At 45.0% G+C, this 14,024-nt stretch carries 12 protein-coding genes; 3 read left to right on the top strand and 9 right to left on the bottom strand.

The window, feature by feature from the left end; genetic code table 11:
• Window positions 1–342: 342 nt before the first annotated feature.
• The 3 genes from QZ918_RS31430 to QZ918_RS31420 all read right to left on the bottom strand — a co-directional run bounded on the left by QZ918_RS31430 (window position 343) and on the right by QZ918_RS31420 (window position 4,423).
• On the bottom strand, window positions 343–1,104 hold the full coding sequence (locus QZ918_RS31430; RefSeq protein WP_293342624.1) for a Uma2 family endonuclease: 762 nt from the start codon (window positions 1,102–1,104) through the stop codon (window positions 343–345).
• A 333-nt stretch (window positions 1,105–1,437) separates the two neighbouring features.
• A complete protein-coding gene (locus QZ918_RS31425; RefSeq protein ID WP_293342621.1) occupies window positions 1,438–3,117 on the bottom strand; it encodes a mechanosensitive ion channel in 1,680 nt (559 codons plus the stop codon).
• A 115-nt stretch (window positions 3,118–3,232) separates the two neighbouring features.
• Window positions 3,233–4,423, bottom strand: a complete 1,191-nt coding sequence (locus tag QZ918_RS31420; protein ID WP_293342618.1) for an RNA-guided endonuclease InsQ/TnpB family protein — start codon at window positions 4,421–4,423, stop codon at window positions 3,233–3,235.
• 150 nt (window positions 4,424–4,573) lie between these two features.
• On the opposite strand from QZ918_RS31420, the gene QZ918_RS31415 reads away from it, so the two are divergent.
• Complete coding sequence (locus QZ918_RS31415) at window positions 4,574–5,032, top strand: SRPBCC family protein (RefSeq protein WP_293151130.1); 459 nt, start codon at window positions 4,574–4,576, stop codon at window positions 5,030–5,032.
• Window positions 5,033–5,164: 132 nt separating this feature from the next.
• On the opposite strand, the gene QZ918_RS31410 is transcribed toward QZ918_RS31415, so the two are convergent.
• Both QZ918_RS31410 and QZ918_RS31405 read right to left on the bottom strand, forming a co-directional pair.
• The gene (locus QZ918_RS31410; protein WP_293342615.1) at window positions 5,165–5,842 is read right to left on the bottom strand and encodes an alpha/beta hydrolase; all 678 of its coding nucleotides are present in this window, start codon (window positions 5,840–5,842) and stop codon (window positions 5,165–5,167) included.
• Between the two features lie 455 nt (window positions 5,843–6,297).
• Window positions 6,298–7,119, bottom strand: a complete 822-nt coding sequence (locus QZ918_RS31405; protein ID WP_293342612.1) for a SirB1 family protein — start codon at window positions 7,117–7,119, stop codon at window positions 6,298–6,300.
• A gap of 491 nt (window positions 7,120–7,610) precedes the next feature.
• Here QZ918_RS31405 and QZ918_RS31400 point away from each other — a divergent pair, with 491 nt between their 5' ends.
• On the top strand, window positions 7,611–8,831 hold the full coding sequence (locus QZ918_RS31400) for a coiled-coil domain-containing protein (protein ID WP_293342609.1): 1,221 nt from the start codon (window positions 7,611–7,613) through the stop codon (window positions 8,829–8,831).
• A gap of 369 nt (window positions 8,832–9,200) precedes the next feature.
• Here the strand turns inward: QZ918_RS31400 and QZ918_RS31395 are convergent, their stop codons facing one another.
• A complete protein-coding gene (locus QZ918_RS31395) occupies window positions 9,201–10,688 on the bottom strand; it encodes a GlnX family signal transduction membrane protein (protein ID WP_293342606.1) in 1,488 nt (495 codons plus the stop codon).
• A 322-nt stretch (window positions 10,689–11,010) separates the two neighbouring features.
• On the opposite strand from QZ918_RS31395, the gene QZ918_RS31390 reads away from it, so the two are divergent.
• Entirely contained in the window at window positions 11,011–11,196 is a 186-nt protein-coding gene (locus QZ918_RS31390) for a hypothetical protein (RefSeq protein WP_293342603.1), read from the top strand.
• On the opposite strand, the gene QZ918_RS31385 is transcribed toward QZ918_RS31390, so the two are convergent.
• From QZ918_RS31385 to QZ918_RS31375, 3 genes are all read right to left on the bottom strand, one after another.
• Window positions 11,152–11,859, bottom strand: coding sequence for an FHA domain-containing protein (locus QZ918_RS31385; RefSeq protein WP_293342600.1), 708 nt, complete (start codon window positions 11,857–11,859; stop codon window positions 11,152–11,154). The two genes, QZ918_RS31390 and QZ918_RS31385, sit on opposite strands and share 45 nt — an antisense overlap.
• 193 nt (window positions 11,860–12,052) lie before the next feature.
• Window positions 12,053–13,333: a vWA domain-containing protein gene (locus tag QZ918_RS31380; protein WP_293342597.1), complete on the bottom strand. Its 1,281-nt coding sequence runs from the start codon at window positions 13,331–13,333 to the stop codon at window positions 12,053–12,055.
• Window positions 13,334–13,423: 90 nt separating this feature from the next.
• Window positions 13,424–13,582 (bottom strand): hypothetical protein, encoded by a 159-nt coding sequence (locus tag QZ918_RS31375; protein WP_293342594.1) that lies wholly within the window; start codon window positions 13,580–13,582, stop codon window positions 13,424–13,426.
• Window positions 13,583–14,024 lie beyond the last annotated feature (442 nt).

The following is a 14,024-nucleotide window of genomic DNA, read 5'->3' as shown; positions in this document are numbered from 1 at the left end:
TCCCGAACAATTTTTTGGCAATAATAAGGCAATAAATGGAGTCACATTTTAATTGGTATCTCGGTAAAAAATGAGTAAGATTACTCATTGACAACAGTGTTTTTAGCTTAACTTGTGACTAATGGTAGTGAGGACTTCAGTCCTCTGAATATGCGGACTGAAGTCCGCACTACAAACACTGTAATTTGGTTTGTAGTGAGGACTTCAGTCCTCTGAATATGCGGACTGAAGTCCGCACTACAAACACTGTAATTTGGTTTGTAGTGAGGACTTCAGTCCTCTGAATATGCGGACTGAAGTCCGCACTACAAACAATATATCTATCGTAGTCCTACGGAAATCTCATTGATTTTTTCCTATTAATCGCTCAACTTCCGATATTTGTAAATTCATCATTTGTGCAACTTGCTCTAAATCCATTCCAGAATTTAACAGTCCAGAAACGAGCGATCGCAAAGCTGATTCCGCCACCAGCCGTGCTTGTTCCGCCGCCAGCCGTTCTTGTTCCGATTGCTGGTAAGTCTTCAGAAACTCTCCTGTTTGAGGATTTTTAAACCTTAATTCTCCAGAAACTAAGTGCAATTCCAGTCCCAATACTTCGCTGTACAGCCACAGCGTATCGAAGGCGATATTATTGACGGGAATCGGCTCGTACTGGTTGTTGACTAAACGCACTCCTTGCAATATCGGATTCAAATAATCCCCAGACGGATCGTACTGAAAATATTCCGTGACTCCCAAACTTTGATAGATTTCTGGTTTGGTTTCTTGGTCTACATCTTGAGTTGTTTCTGAGGTTATTTCTAAGACAAACTGCGGGGCGATCCCTGCTTCTTTCCAGATTTTATAGTTATCTCTCTGGCGTTTTCTGACTCCGACTACTACATAGACATCGGGAGCCACTACTGCTGATTTGTTGCCTTCTTCGTAATAGACGAAAGAATTTGCGGATACATAAACATCCGATCGCGTTTCAAAATAACTTTTCAGAGCTTCCACGCCGTAAGTCATGTAATCGCGCGTGATGTCACTTTCCGCCATCGGTTCTCCGTCGCTGCTGGGATATTGGATTTCTTCTTGTTCGAGAGAAGTTAAAACTGTCATGGTTTAAGTCTCCTCAGTTATGACTAATTCGATTGTAGCACTAGCTCTAAAAAAACGATGGCTGAGAAAATCCTTACCGTCTTTGCAGTTGCTATATCGAATTTTGAATATTGCGAACGAATAACGAATAACTAATAACTAATATAGCCTTTCTCAAAAAGATGAGGTATCCCTGACAGCTTGTACAACTACTTAAACTAAGGGGGCTGAAGCCCAACAACATACCTCATATTTCTGAGAGCCGCTATAACTAATAACTAATAACTAATAACTAATGACTAATAACTAATGACTAAAAAGGCGTTTGTCAAGTACAAACGCCTTTTTAGAGACTTACAAACGTGGCGTCTTATCTTGTTTAAAAGCCGCCAGCCATCCGCGAAGTTCGTCGGCCGCAATCTCGCGCCCGCCCAAACCAAAAGCTAGAGCAATCCCAACGGCGATCGCCCCGAGCAACAGCCCGAAAGCCAAATTCACAATATCGCTGCCAATGCCCATCTGTTGCAGCGCCAAGGCTCCAACAAAAGCAATCACCGCGATTCGAGCCGTTTGGCCCAAAAGCCGCGCTTGGCGAGTTCCAGAGCTAGCAATCAAACTAAACGCCAGATTCGCCAAATACAAGCCGATCGCAAATACCACCAAACCAGACAGCACCCTACCAGCAACCAGCACAATACCGCTAACAATCGCAGTCAGCGCTGGAATCTTCAGCACGTCGGTAGCCGCCACCACAGCAAACAGCATGATGCCTACCTGCACCACAATGCCGAGCAATTGCGAAGGCGTGCGTGCGGGAACATCCGGTTCCTGAAGTACGGTTGCGTCGGGATCCGTCGAACTCGACGACGGTAGTTGCAGCGGCTGTTTCGGCTGCATTCCCAACCAAGAAAAGACATTGTTAAAGCCAATTCCCGTCAAGATATTCGTCACCAAATCGCCGATCCAGCGCCCCAAAATGTAAGCAACCGCGAGAATTATCGCTGCTGTAAAAATGTTGGGAAGCGCGCCCAGAATCGTATTGAGCATCGCGATCGCCGGCAAGGAAATCGCCTGGATGTCCAAAGCGTTCAAAGCTGCGATCGCCGTAGGAATCAAAATCAACACATAGACAATTGTGCCGATAATCCACGACAGCGATTGTCCGCCCGAACTCCGGGAAATGCCAAAACGAGCGCCTAAACTGTCCGCGCCAGCAGCAGCCAGCAGATTCGTAACAATCCGCTGCACAACTTGAGCCAGCAGCCAGCCGACAAACCCAATCAGCACAGCTTCCAGAATCTTCGGAATTGCCGCCAAAATTTGGTTCAGCAAATTATTCACCGGCAGCAGAGCCTGCTGTAAATCCAGCGATTCGAGAACCAACGGCAAAAACAGCAGAAAAATGAACCAATACAGCGCATTCGCCAGAGTATCGCTCAGCAGCAAAGGAGTCTCGCTGGGTGCAGTACCCACTTGCTGGTTCAAGCGCTCGTCTACGCCAAAAGTCCGCATCGCCCGCGATAGAGCCAATTTGGCAACTGTCGCCACCACCCAAGCAATCCCCAAGAAAATCAGGGCTTTGGCTAACTTCGGCAAAGCACCAGCAATTTGGTTGAGAAAAGTATTCAGCGGTTGCGAGACAGCCGTGAGATTCAGCCGGTTGAAAAAGGCAACTAGGAAAAAGATAAAAATGATCCAGAATACCGCACCGGAAATCCATTTTTCCACTTGCGGCGATCCTTCTCCTTCCGGGCGCCCGGTAATCCAAGCAGCCAGTCGGTTGTCGATCGTCGTTTTCTTGAGCAATCCGCCGACTAGCGATGAGACGAGGGCTGATACGATCAAGCCAATTAGCAGGATGCCGATCGCCCAGACGAGATTTTCAATGTCTTTGCCCGCAAATAGATTGTTTAATCCCCGCTCCGCTTCTGAGAGCGGATTCGGGGCTACCTGGGCCTGTGCCAAAAGGCGATCGGACAAAGCCACTATTGGCCCCGATATCGGTTGAGTTATTTCTTGCCAAGTTTCATTCATTTTTTTCTCAGGTTAACGTCAGATTTTGACAGGAGAAGACGAAACTTTAAGAATAGTTCCACCAAATCTAGACCTCGCCTAAATTTAATGTTTGTACGCTTAAAAGCGTACTGGGTTAACTACAAAACCCTCGATCGAATTTGGGATCGATCCATCTCCGACTGCTTTTGGGCCAATCTTCATTCAAAGAACCGCTGACAGCGGCATTTATGAGTTGTCCGCTTTGGGTTCTGAACAATCCCCTTTTTACTCTACAGCCAATGTACTCAGATTTTTGTTGAATTGGTTCCAAATCCAAGGCAGAACACTTAGATGTGTAACTCTCCCCTACTAACAGAACTTGAATTTCAGCAATTTGTCCTTTGTACTGCAACATTTGCACGAGCCGGCGATGCGGAATGCAGGCAAATTTTTGAGGGTTAACCTTGCCAGGATTAATCCCATCTTTCAAATCCTGGTTCCCGCCTACAACCAGCAAGCCAATTTGATGATTGACGAGTTCTTTAATAATTGCGGAACTCGTTATGTGGAGGTAATAATCCACTTTGCAGTTACGCTTGTGCCACAAATTGGCGACTTTTTTACTGTTTTTTTGGGTGGCGGGCAGCAACGATTTCAATGTTGATGAAACCCGATTGCAGTATTGGTTAGTTGACTTGAGTGCCCGTCCGTCGTAGATTTTCGGTACTAACCCAGCAATATTGTAGATTAATGTTGCCAGATTGTTTAATTCTAAATCTATGGCAGCTACTCTCTGATTGACTTGTAAAGGCTGTTCTAACTTTTTATGAACGACCTCGACAATATAACAACCAACCTTAAGAACAATCCTGATTTCTAGAATCCAGGTAACTTTTGATGCCAACCAAATATTAGTCCCAGACGGATGAGCGTATACTTTTTTTAAGACTTTTTTGCAGGCAGCTTGAGAATCCAATACAACTACATAGCGCCAGCCTGCTCTTTTTCGCTCTTTTGAATCTTGATAATCAGGGATTTTGGGTGCTGCTTTAAATTTAGTTGGGTCTTCCCGATAGTTTCGCACCGCTACATGATATCTAGTCCATGCTTTGAGGAGTAAACCGAGGGTGCTTTTTGCTACCTTTGCCGGAAGTGCTTTGTAATCTGAAGTGGTTTTGAACGCGCGATCGGCAGCCCAATGGTTTGTTTGTTCGTTAGCGAAAAAGTTTTGACAGTAAATGTAGTTAGCGCAGTTGTAAAGATTTTTGTACAGCCATGAAAGTCGATCGGCTTCTCGATAAAACCTATAACTTGGTTTGATGACGTGCTTTTCAACTAACTGCATAATTTGGTATATATACTGTTATTTCCCGATGATACACTGTATTTAGGAGTGTGTCAATGTTTTACTTTATGCAAAAATTGACGTTATAACTAAGTAAATAACTCTCTTAGTAAGCAAAGTCTTACAATACCCTTCTTGTTGCAGGTTTCCATGTCTATTCGTCAAGTTTTCGAGCAATCCATTGAAATTCGCGCTGCTGCTACGTTGGTGGAGCGTTGTATAGTCGATCGCACTTTAATGCACAAATGGCTCAATCCGCTGCTGCGTTGCGATCCCGAGGGCGAATGGGATACTGCTGTAGGAAGTCGCAGTTTATTTATCATAAAAATTCCCGTTTTGCAACCCACTTTAGAGAGTGTTGTGTTGGAGCGACAACCCGGTTTAATTGTATGGGGGTTCGACGGATATTTCAAAGGATGCGATCGCTGGGAATGCCAGCCCCAAATCCAAGGGACTCTCTTGATTAACCGCTTTGAATTTCAAATTCCCAATCCTTTAATTAGATTTGGATTCAATCGCTTTGCAGCCCCTTGGACGCAAAAAGATATGAAAAGCCAACTGCGCCGGCTCAAACGGGTAGCCGAGCAATTATCTCAACAAATTGGCTAGGGCATCGGGCATCGGGCATCGGGCATCGGACATCGGTAATTGATAATTGGTAATCGGTAATTGGGAATGGGTGAAGCAAAATCCGCAATCCCCAATTACCAATTACTAATTCCCAATCCAGAGCAAAATGATTTACTTCCCAGCCCCCGATGATGAGTTGGGCTGACAAATCATTTGTCTTGCTTGACCAGCCGTACTTTGCAAACCCGGGGAATTCTGATACATAGCTTGCAAATCTTGGACATCTTTAATCACTCGCTGGTAGATAGCCATAGCTTGATTGCCATCAACTTCTAACGCAGGAGGAGTGTAATTTTGCATCACTTCCATCAGCGATATTTTGCCATCTTTGGAAGCTGCGACTAAAGCATCGCGCAGTGCCGGCGCGCTTTGTGCCTTTGTAGCCGGGGTATAAGCAACTTCGCCCAATTGTTTGAAAACAATTTCCCCAAAATAAGTATTTGCCAGCCGCGAGACTATTTGGGGTTCTAAAGCCACTTCTCGCGTTAATATTTCGCGCACCGATTCGGGAGTTTGTTTCGCAAGACTCAAAACGCTTTGCAATTGAGATGATGGTTTGCCGGTTTGTGCAAAGCTTTGCAAATCGCTCATGGGTAAAGTTACGTCAACAGCACCGTATTTTACAGTAACTTTGTCTAATGCAAAGGCTTTGCCACTGCTCAGCAATACTGTACTTGTTCCCACCAAAAGCGCCAAACCTAATGATAAAGACTTTGAGATTCTTTTGGCTAAATGGGCTGACTGCGGTTGCATTCCGTTGAGATAACCTTGTTGAAACTTAAAGTTCATGAGTTTATGCCTCTTTACGTCAAAATACTTTTTCGTTCGATCGAATGCCCAGGTATCAGTCGGGAAAGTGGACTCAGGTGTTCCTTCATTCAGTTGACTGCTTGACAGTTGACTGCTTGACAGCGACCTCTCTCTACCTGGAAGTCCGAGGATTGGAGTAATTAATCATCTGTTTTTAATTTCTCCCGATCGGGCTTGGGGCTTTAAACCAATTTTTCCGGGTAAATGACCTAGTCATTTTACAGTCATGTCTATCAACTTGAACCTATCAAAAGATAGGTGTTAATTTACAATCTATATGTTACACTTTTAGATTTGACAATTTTATATACCTTTGCAAAACTTATAAAAGCGAGATTTGGCGATCGCGCACCAGTATTATAGATTGTCAGTTTTACCTGTGATGTTGTGGGAGGCAATAGCTGCAAGCTCGAGTAGCGATCGCAAATTTAAGTTTAGTTCTGATTGAGCCTTTCGAGCAATAGGCGAATTCTAGCAGCATCCTCAGCATTCGGAGCATTTGTCAGGTATAGTTCCAAATCCTGCCGCGCCTCGGCCAAGCGCCCCAGTTGATAATAGAGAATTCCGCGATCGCGCCTTTCCCCCAGTGCATCAGGAAACAGCAGCAAAAGCCGATCGATCGCCGCCAGAAACCTCATAGCGTCACCCTGTTGAAAGTAAATCGCCTTCAGATTTCCCAGCATTCGCCCCAATAACTGCCGCGGACTTACTGGCGCGAGAAAAGCCGGCTGCAACTCCATAGGTTGACCGTAAATTTGACTAAGTCTCCCTTGACAATCTTCAGCAAATAGTATCTCGCCACCATTAAAGGCATCGACAAAAATCCCAGCATCCTCAAAATCCGGCCTAATCAAAAAATGTCCCGGCATCCCAATCCCCACCATCGGAAAATCAATCCGCTTAGCAACCTCCAAATAAACCAAAGATAAAGAGATAGGAATACCAGTACGGCGATCGATCACTTGATTCAAAAAGCTATTGCGGGGGTCGTAATAATCAGCATTATTGCCCGAAAATTCCAAATCGTCATACAAATAGCGGTTAATAGTTTGAATGATCCGCAGCGGATAATTCTGTGGCGGGAGGCGCAAACGCACTCGATCGGCGATCGTGTCAAGTACGCTGAGATAATCTAGAGGCTCAAAATTAGGGTATTCTTCCAAAGCCACGTACAGCGCAGCTTTCGCCAGATCGATCGAAGCGTCTGGCTGATTAATTTCTTGATAAAAGAGTTGTCGGGCGATCGTCAAATTCATATTTATGATTGATTAATTTTTTAATAAACATCGTGCGAGGTTGCCTCTCGCCTATTTAAATTGTATATCCTGATTGAGAGGGAGCGAGGGAGAAGGGCAGAGGAAGATAGAATTCTCCACAGTCATCGAAAGATACAATTTAAATGTCGCAACAGCTTAGGCATCCCGCGAATAACCTATGAATGGCAGAATGCGAGTTCGATCTGGAGCATCTCAGTTTTACATTATTATAGTGCGAGCTTAAAAGCTCCCATATTTTACAATACGCAAGTTCGCGACAGCTCGCACTCAAAGAAAAAATGCTTTTTACAAAACCCAGACGCACCCGAATGCGAGTTCGATCGAAGATGGCAGATACTCAAATTTTACCCTGAAATTCAGCTTCGGGAATACATCCGGACTCATTTAGATAGAGACAATACTTTAATTTAGATTTTAAATTGATAAAATGGTAATCTACTGCACAAATATAGATAATCGAAATTGCCACCGTGAATGTAGAACAAATCGATCGCCTGCTAGCCCAGTGGAAACAGAATCTCGATCGCATCAGTCAAAATCTGATTGACTTGCATGGATTGCCAACTTATCAACAACTGACTGCAATGCCGTCTGACGTTGAGTTGACTGGCAAAACAAAAGCAAAGGTTGTTCCCGCACTCAGTGCGATGAATGACCTCTTTCAGAATTTTGATTTGTTAGTGAAAACCATCGATCGGGCTGTCATTCTCCGCAAGCAAGTTCCTAAGTTTTTGAGTTCCAGTGCAGAATCTCAACTGCGTGAAATTGAATATCTTTTAACGGGAAATTCGATTCAACTTGGCGAACAACAAATTCCTCTAGCACAGCGAAACTTACTAAGTGCAGCCCAAACCCAAAGTGCAATTGCACCTGCGAAATTACTGGAAGTGATGACTGCTGCTTTTCAAGTTGCGAAGGATGTGGTTGTGGCAGTAGAGACGGCACAATCGCATTTAGCAGCACAACTGACGCGATCCCAAACTGAAATGCGATCGCTCCAAACTTTAGCTGACTCTCTCGGTGTTCGGACGAGTAATGAACTAGCAGTTGCCCAGCAAAAGTTGCTCGATTTTGGCGATCGCATTATCTGCGATCCTTTAGGTGTCAGCGATGAGTTCGAGCGAGAAATTGAACCAATTATCATTCGAGCGAGACAGTATTTAGAGGAAATCGCTCGGCAAAAAGCATCGGTTAAACAAGAATTATCTCAAGCGCATCAACTTCTGCAAAACTTAATTCATTTAAATCAGCAACATCAAACTATTTTTGCAGAGTATCAGGAAAAAATAACAGAAACTGCAACACGATCGCAGCCTTTAACAAATGAACAAATTGAAGCTTTAAATCAGTGGCTTGCTCGGCTAGAAATTAAATTTAAAGAAGGCATATTGCAACCTGTTAAGATTGGTTTACATAATTGGCATATCAGAACGCAAGAATATTTATCCGCTCAACAGCAAGCTTGTACAGACAATCAAACTGCCCTAGAAATGCGTCAAGAATTGCGAGGACGACTCCAAGCACTCCAAGCTAAAGCATTAGCTAAAGGAATGGCAGAAAACGAACAGTTGAGTCAAATTGCCCAACAAGCTAAGGACTTATTATATACTCGACCCACTCCTTTAGAGCAAGCAATCCAGCTTGTCAGTGAGTATGAAAAGGTATTGAATCGTTCTTTTAAGTCGATATAATATCGTATACGATCGATTGACCGCAATAAGTTAGGTTCGTAGTGTGGACTTTAGTCCGCAACATACTGCGGACTAAAGTCCACACTACGAACGGTTTTTGTTATGGTAATCGACCGGACTTGATATAACTGACATCTTGCACCATTATCAATAGGAAGAATTTCATGTTTGCAAAAAACATTTATTTTGACAGTCTGATATGTCGTTGTAGGGTGCGTCAGCCACTTCTCTTGGCTCCCCATCTAAAAATTAGGCTAATGGCTGACGCACCCTACAATATCTACAATAATCGCGAGCTCTTTGGCGAGCGATCGCACTGCATTCAATTGACATTGGTGCATGATTTTCGATAACCAACTCGCTGGAATATCAAGAATATTCCTTCAAACGCAAATTGAGTCCCAAAAACGTTAAAATAGCGATCGCACTAATTAACCCCAGACTGAATATCTCAACTTGGTACGTATTTTTAAACGCTCGATCGAGCATAGCCCCCTGCAAAATATCATCACTTGATTGCTTAGATTTATCTGGCACGTACCCCACACTTTGGAACCCTCGATCGAGATTAGTCGTAAACGCTGTAAAATTAATTTCGGTGACATCCTGGTGTTGCTTAAGGAATTGCTGGAACGCCCAATTAGATTGCCCCCGATCGTTGCCCGTACACAGTGCGATCGCTTCAGCTTTTTTGCCGCTATTTGCCAACGAGCGAATCTGTTTGTCTATGTTAACATAAACCCCAAATGCCGATAACATTTCCACCGCCGCGTCTCGCTCTCCACTAAAGGTAATATTGGCAAATTCTTCGGCGAATAATCCACTAAAGCCCGCGACATCCTTGACGTTGGATTGCTTGAATTCTTTAGCTAGGGATTCAAAATTTAAATTGCCGGGGATGACGACAATTTTTGCCATTTTCTCAACAAAGTTGCGTTCGTGTTGAGGCGCCAATTCTCGATCGAGTAAATAGCGGCTTTCATCGGCATTGGCACTGTAGGCAATAGCGCGAGCCTGTCGCAACGGCAAAAGCGAGTTGAAGGCATCCTCCTTGGCGACTTTTAGGTGATAGGAAGCCGCAGTTAGTGCATTGGTGATATAAAACAAAAAGACGATCGCACATAGGGTAGCCCCTAGCAAATAGGGATTGACATTGCGGCGCATCCGGTGGTACAGAAACAGTTGCAATAGTCCCAATGCGACAAGTGGCAAGAGGTTGCCAATAACAGCGAGAAACAACAGGTTTGCCGATCGAGCTTTTTGTGAGATATAAGCTCGATCCAGACTCTCTAAGTTAACCTTCTGCAATTGTTCGGCAGCAGGCAGTAAAATCGAGTCCAAAATGTTTGCTGCTTTGCGATACGCCTCCAAAAGCGATCGCGAATCGCCCCGTTCATTCGCCAATCGCGCCCGTTCGATTTGCGTCATGTAGTCCCCCAACGATAGCATCAGGGTGCGAATCTGTTGGCGTTCTGCATCCCCCTCCGTAATGTTCTCCGCGGCTAATGCTAGGAGTTTAGACAGTTTTTCTTGCCGTTTCCGATACTCTTTAACTGCTTCAGGATTCTCACCCGGTTTGACGAGCAATTCGTTAGCAGCATTGGCATCCAAATCGGCGAGGCTATCTTTAATTCGCTGGGCAGTTAAGACGCTGGGTGCGGTATTTTTGCCGATGGTTTCGATCGCATTGCGCTGCATTCTCACTGCTTGATTGGCAGTCACCAAGGCTAAAAGGCTGACTCCCCACACCAGGTACAATCCCCATCGCAGAATCTGAGGGGTGGTGAATTTGGTTTGCCAATTTGCGATCGAACTGGGCTTTTTTTTTGAATGAGAATTGCTAGTAATTTGGCTCATATATTTTGTAATTGGTAATTGGTAAAAAGATGCGGACTTAAGTCCGCACTACGAACCGTGAATCTGAGGGGTGGTGAATTTGGTTTGCCAATTTGCGATCGAACTGTTTTTTTTTTCTGAAGGATAATTGCGAGTAACTTGGCTCATATATTTGGTAATGGGTAATTGGTTAAAAGATGCGGACTTAAGTCCGCACTAAGAACCGTTTTTGTTATTGTGGCAATCTATCGGACATGATATAATTTGTCATTGGTGGGGCCGTTTTTATCAATTACCAGAAAGAATTGGTTGAAAGCCCCAAGTCTTTGAGGGAGAAATTAAAATGAGACTATTCATTACTCCAATCCTCGGACTTAAGGGTAGAGGTCGCTCTCGAACGGTCAACTATCAACTGTCAACTGTCAACTGTCAACTGTCAACTGTCAACTGTCAACTGTCAACTGTTGAACGATTTGCCTGCCAGTTAAGACTGGGTAACATTAACAGTCAGCTTTGTCCAATGTCCTAATGTAATTTCATCCCCATTTTTCAAACTAATATCTGTCATCGGCGCAACTTCAATTCCATTGAGAAACGTACCGTTGGTAGAACCGATATCCCGCAGGATTAAGGCCCCATCTGGTTGGCGGTGAATGACGGCGTGGCGGTGGGAAATGGCATCGTCCAAATCGAGGGCGAGATCTGGATAAATGGCGCGGACATCGCTAGTGCGTCCGATGAGGGTACTGGGTTGTTCCAGAGGGAAAGTTAGCGGTGTAAACGGGGGCGGTTCCGGGCTACCTTCGCAGCCCAAAGTGCGATCGACTGTGATGAGGAGTTCGGGAGTTCCTGTCGTTGTGGGTGGGGTAGATGTCGGAGAAACAAGGGTTGCGCCCGCATCTATCGTACCTGCATCCGGGTTAGAAGAGGCGATTTGCGAAGCGATCCCTTTGGGAATTGGAATTTCTCCACTCGCACCCGTGACGAAGTTATAGCCGCAAATTTCGCAGAAGTTGCCGCTATCTTCCTCGTGGGGAGTCGCGCAATCGGGACAGTTAATTGTAGCTGTGGCAACTCGAACGGGCGGACTTTTGGCTTCGACAGCCGCACCTCCATTAATCTTTGCGCCGCATTCCGAACAATAATCGGATTCGATCGATTCGTGACCTTTTGGACACTGATAGACTGACATAATTATCTATACGATTTTGGATTTTGTAATTTGGAATTTTAGATTGCAGATTTTGGATTGTAGATTTTGGATTCTATAGCAACCGCCACATAGGTTAGGACATAAATAATGTCATAAATTGATGCTCGTACTATGTAACTGTCAACTGTCAACTGTCAACTGTCAACTGTTAACTGCTATAGATTTGGGATGGCTAATTTCTCGAAATTCGTGCTGTTTTAGTCGATCGAGTTTCCAATGCCATTTCGTCTTCCTTCGCCACATTCCGCTTCAAACGAACGGTTCCCGTGGGTGCGTCTTCCACCTCCACCACCTGGCGCAGCAGTTTCGCCGTCGCCTCATTTCCGGAGTCATGGGCGAGTTTGACAGCCCTTCCCAGCTTAGCCGTCGCCGCTTCTACATCACCTTTATCGCGGGCTTCGAGTCCTTCGTGAATGGTTTGTGCCAGTTCAGCTTGCCCCGTGTAGTGTGCCACTCGCCGATCGATTTTCGTAGATTTCTGTTCGTCATCCGTCCACACCGCTAGAATCCGCGCCTCGGTAATTTTTGTTTCCACCCCATCAGCGGTGTAAACTAAACTCGCCCGTCCCGCCAGCATCTCATCTCCCACATTTCCGGGATTCACCTCAATGCAGAAGTGGTAATCGCGGGATTCTGCCGTTCCCCAAGCCCCTGTCGGATAGTCGCAAACTTGCGGTTTAATAGATTGAGCGCGATCGGTCAAATCGACAATTTCGGGACTAACTTGCTTGCAGAATCGCACCTTTGCCCCTTGGGGAGTCCACAAACGCAAGGCGACATCACTCACCATTTTAGTCATTGCTTGGGCGAGAATGGTTTGGAAATCCGCTTCTATTTGCACCGCGTTGGGGATGATATCGGTGGTTCCGAGTAGCTTGTTGGCAATGAACTGAAGCTGCTTGACGCGCCAGTCGGTTCCCACCCCCCGACAATCGCACTGAAATACACCTTCGCACGCTTGCAGCACGTTTTCCAGGCGTTTTTGATCGGAATCATCGTTCTGCCCGTCGGTAAGCAATAGGGCTTGTCTGACGGCATTTGGCATCTGTTTGAACTGCGTTAGTGCAGCTTCCAGCCATTGGGAAATTAATGTACCGCCACTGGCTTGGACTTCTTTAATTTGCGAAATGGCGCGGGCTTTGTTTTCTGCTGTGGCTGGGGAAGTGGGAAAAATTACCTGGGCGCGAGTGGAACCTACCACGATAAAAAAGGAGGTATCTGCCGGAATTAACTGCACGAGTTTAATCATCGCATTTTTGGCGGCGTGGATTTTTGCGCCCTGCATCGAACCGGAAATATCGCAGATAATCCCGAAGAGTTTGCCTCCTGTTTGAGGTGCGATGCCGATGGTTTCGTCCCCACGGACAGTGACGGTCATAATGGCATTGACTTCTCTGGAACCTTGATGAAGGTAGGGATTTTGGAAGACTTCGGCTTGGAATTGGGTAGACATAGTTGTTGAGTTGTTGAGTAAATTTTGAGTAAATGCGATCGATGCTTTTTTAAGTAAAAATGATGCTAATTTACAGATTGAGAAAAGAGATTAGAGTGTAGGTTGAGTAGAAGGGATATCTTGCAGCATTATCGATAATCCTGTAATGGCGGGTTCACCACTATCTATAATGAACATCGACAATTTACCATAAAGAATTGGTTGAAATCCCCAAGCTTTTTCGGTATCAATTAAAATCAGACTATTCATTACTCTAATCCTCGGATTCAAAGGTAGAGGTCACTCTCAAACTGTCAACTGTCAACTGTCAACTGTCAACTGTTGAAAAAACCCGCCCTCACCTAACGACAGAAATTCGATCGCACAATCTCAGAAACTGGCTTTATTTTTATATGCTTCGTACTCAGCAGACCTTATTCGCAGAAACCCGGTTTCTCGTCACCCAGGGATAGAATTGCGATCGTACATTCCTCAATTTTATCAAAAAGGGCGATCGTGAATCTCTTGTTGGGTGGGGGCGGGTTTATTAAGATTGTTGGTACTCATTAGAGATGGTTGGTGAACCCACTCTTACAGGTTAAAAGCGCGATCGTGAATCTCTTGTTGGGTGGGGGCGGGTTTATTAAGATTGTTGGTACTCATTAGAGATGGTTGGTGAACCCGCCCCTACAGGTTAAAAGGGCGATCGTGC

It is taken from the genome of Microcoleus sp. CAWBG58 (assembly GCF_020883045.1).
In the GTDB taxonomy this organism is placed as follows: Bacteria; Cyanobacteriota; Cyanobacteriia; order Cyanobacteriales; family Microcoleaceae; genus Microcoleus.
This window is presented reverse-complemented; position numbering and strand designations above follow the sequence as displayed.

Excerpts from the sequence above, each read along its gene's own strand:
- QZ918_RS31380 (WP_293342597.1), bottom strand. The coding sequence starts at position 13,333 with ATGTCTACCCAATTCCAAGCCGAAGTCTTCCAAAATCCCTACCTTCAT.
- QZ918_RS31385 (WP_293342600.1), bottom strand. The coding sequence starts at position 11,859 with ATGTCAGTCTATCAGTGTCCAAAAGGTCACGAATCGATCGAATCCGAT.
- QZ918_RS31425 (WP_293342621.1), bottom strand. The coding sequence starts at position 3,117 with ATGAATGAAACTTGGCAAGAAATAACTCAACCGATATCGGGGCCAATA.
- QZ918_RS31410 (WP_293342615.1), bottom strand. The coding sequence starts at position 5,842 with ATGAACTTTAAGTTTCAACAAGGTTATCTCAACGGAATGCAACCGCAG.
- QZ918_RS31415 (WP_293151130.1), top strand. The coding sequence starts at position 4,574 with ATGTCTATTCGTCAAGTTTTCGAGCAATCCATTGAAATTCGCGCTGCT.
- QZ918_RS31430 (WP_293342624.1), bottom strand. The coding sequence starts at position 1,104 with ATGACAGTTTTAACTTCTCTCGAACAAGAAGAAATCCAATATCCCAGC.
- QZ918_RS31420 (WP_293342618.1), bottom strand. The coding sequence starts at position 4,423 with ATGCAGTTAGTTGAAAAGCACGTCATCAAACCAAGTTATAGGTTTTAT.
- QZ918_RS31405 (WP_293342612.1), bottom strand. The coding sequence starts at position 7,119 with ATGAATTTGACGATCGCCCGACAACTCTTTTATCAAGAAATTAATCAG.
- QZ918_RS31395 (WP_293342606.1), bottom strand. The coding sequence starts at position 10,688 with ATGAGCCAAATTACTAGCAATTCTCATTCAAAAAAAAAGCCCAGTTCG.
- QZ918_RS31375 (WP_293342594.1), bottom strand. The coding sequence starts at position 13,582 with ATGAATAGTCTGATTTTAATTGATACCGAAAAAGCTTGGGGATTTCAA.
- QZ918_RS31390 (WP_293342603.1), top strand. The coding sequence starts at position 11,011 with ATGAGACTATTCATTACTCCAATCCTCGGACTTAAGGGTAGAGGTCGC.